1 protein-coding gene is annotated in these 2,157 nt (G+C 50.4%); it reads left to right on the forward strand.

Annotated elements, in window-relative coordinates; all coding sequences use genetic code 11:
* Nucleotides 1–2,157 (forward strand): TonB-dependent receptor domain-containing protein (locus ACEW8P_RS09775; protein ID WP_373512899.1); only part of this gene is annotated, 2,157 nt, incomplete at both ends.

Genomic DNA, 2,157 nt, shown 5'->3' on the forward strand with positions numbered 1-2,157 from the left:
ACTGAGCCAACAGCCCATTCAGTTTGCGACGGTGATGATCGGAAATAAAGAAACGGGCGAAGCCGTCACCGGAACGACCACGGGCGAAGATGGCAAATTCAGCATCGCCACCAGCGCACAGGACTTTTTCGTAGAAGTCACCTTCATCGGCTACGAGTCGCTGAGCAAGCGGGATCTCCGCATTGTGGACGGGAAGGTCAACTTAGGGGTCATTCAGTTGGTTGAAGACAGCAAAGTTCTTGATGAGGTTCTGGTTAGGGGCGAAAGGTCGAGGACGGAATTTAAGCTAGACAAGCGGGTGTTTAACGTGGGCCAAGACTTGGTTAGCGCCGGAGCCAGCGCCCTGGAAGTACTGAATAACGTACCCTCAGTCAGGGTAAGTATCGAAGGGCAGATTAGCCTCCGGGGAAGCGCCGGGGTGCAAATTTTGATCGACGGCAAGCCATCGGTCATGGCCGATCAGCAGAGCAATGCCCTGGGTACGATCACTGCCGACATGATCGAAAGCGTCGAGGTCATCACCAATCCGTCGGCCAAGTACGCCGCCGAGGGCACTTCCGGCATTCTGAACATCATCCTGAAAAAGGAAGAAAAGAAGGGAATGAACGGCTCTGTTACGCTGAATACGGGCATCCCGGACAACCATAGTTTAGGATTTAGCTTGAACCGACGTACCGAAAAGTTCAACCTCTTCACCCAACTGGGTGTGGGTACCCGGTCGCTTCCTCAGTATGGCGAGTCCATCAACCGGGATCTCGTCAACAACACTACGGTCAGCAGCATTGGCACCGAGTACCGCAACGAGACTTTCTACAACGTCATCCTCGGCACGGATTACCACATCAATCCGCTGAATGTCATCACGCTTTCCGGCAACTTTGCCTATGAAGTGGAGAAGCAGCCTTCTCGCTACGATTTCAGTTTCTTCGATAGCACCAATACCCTGGCATCAAAATGGAACCGCCAGGAAACGACCACAGCGACCAATCCGAAGTGGCAGTATGAGCTGCAGTACGAAAAGAAGTTCGAGGATAATGAAGACCACGTCTTGCTATTCAGTGCCATCGGTAGTTTTTTTGGCAAAGATCAATCGTCCGAGTTTATCAATACCCCGGTGTTGGGCGATAATTTTAATAACGACCAACGAACTGACACAAAATTCCTTCAGGCTGATAACACCTTTAAGCTTGACTACACCGATCCAATTACCGAGCAAATCACAATAGAAACGGGTGCGCAGTACCTCATTAACGACGTCGGTAACGACTTTTCGGTCCAAAACCTGGTAGATGGCACCTGGACAACCATCGACGCGCTGACCAATAACTTCAAGTATAACCAGAAAGTACTGGGTGTGTACGGAACGGGTTCATACGAGGGCAAAAAGTGGGGAGCCAAACTGGGACTGAGAGTGGAAAATACGGATTTGAGCACGCTACTTGTTAACACTAACGAAACCAACAATCTCAACTTCACTAACCTATTTCCCACAGTTCATAGCTCTTACAAGTTGACCGATAAGGTATCGGTGCAGGCAGGGTATTCCCGGCGCATTTATCGGCCCCGGCTTTGGGACTTGAACCCGTTCTTTAACATCAGGAACAACTACAACATCCGCGTCGGCAACCCGGATTTGCTGCCTGAGTTTACTGATTCGTTCGAGATTACCAGCATTTATAATCTTTCAAAAGCCTCGATCAACGCCAGCATTTACCATCGCTATACAAACGCCGTGATCGAACGGGTATCGACCTTCGAGAACAACGTCAATACGACCCGCCCCATGAACATCGGTACGAACCGAACGACGGGTCTTGAATTGAATGGTGATTACAGTCCGAACCAATGGCTCAAACTTAACGGTGATTTCAACCTCAACTATTTTGTGCGAGAAGGCGAATTTCAGCAGCAGTCTTTCGATTTCAGCGGCGACCAGTGGTCTTCGCGACTAACTTCCAAAATCAAACTACCTGCCGATTTCGATCTTGAACTAGTAGGTAACTACCAGTCCGGCTACCGCACAGTGCAGAGTCGGGTTTCCGGCTACGCTTTCGCAGACCTCGGCTTGCGGAAAAAGCTGAAAGGCGGTAAAGCCGTAATCAATCTGGGCGTGCGCGACATATTCGCGTCCCGCATCCAGGAAAGTGTGATCGAGCG

Origin of the sequence: Persicitalea sp. (genome assembly GCF_041751555.1) — a bacterium.
In the GTDB taxonomy this organism is placed as follows: Bacteria; Bacteroidota; Bacteroidia; order Cytophagales; family Spirosomataceae; genus Persicitalea.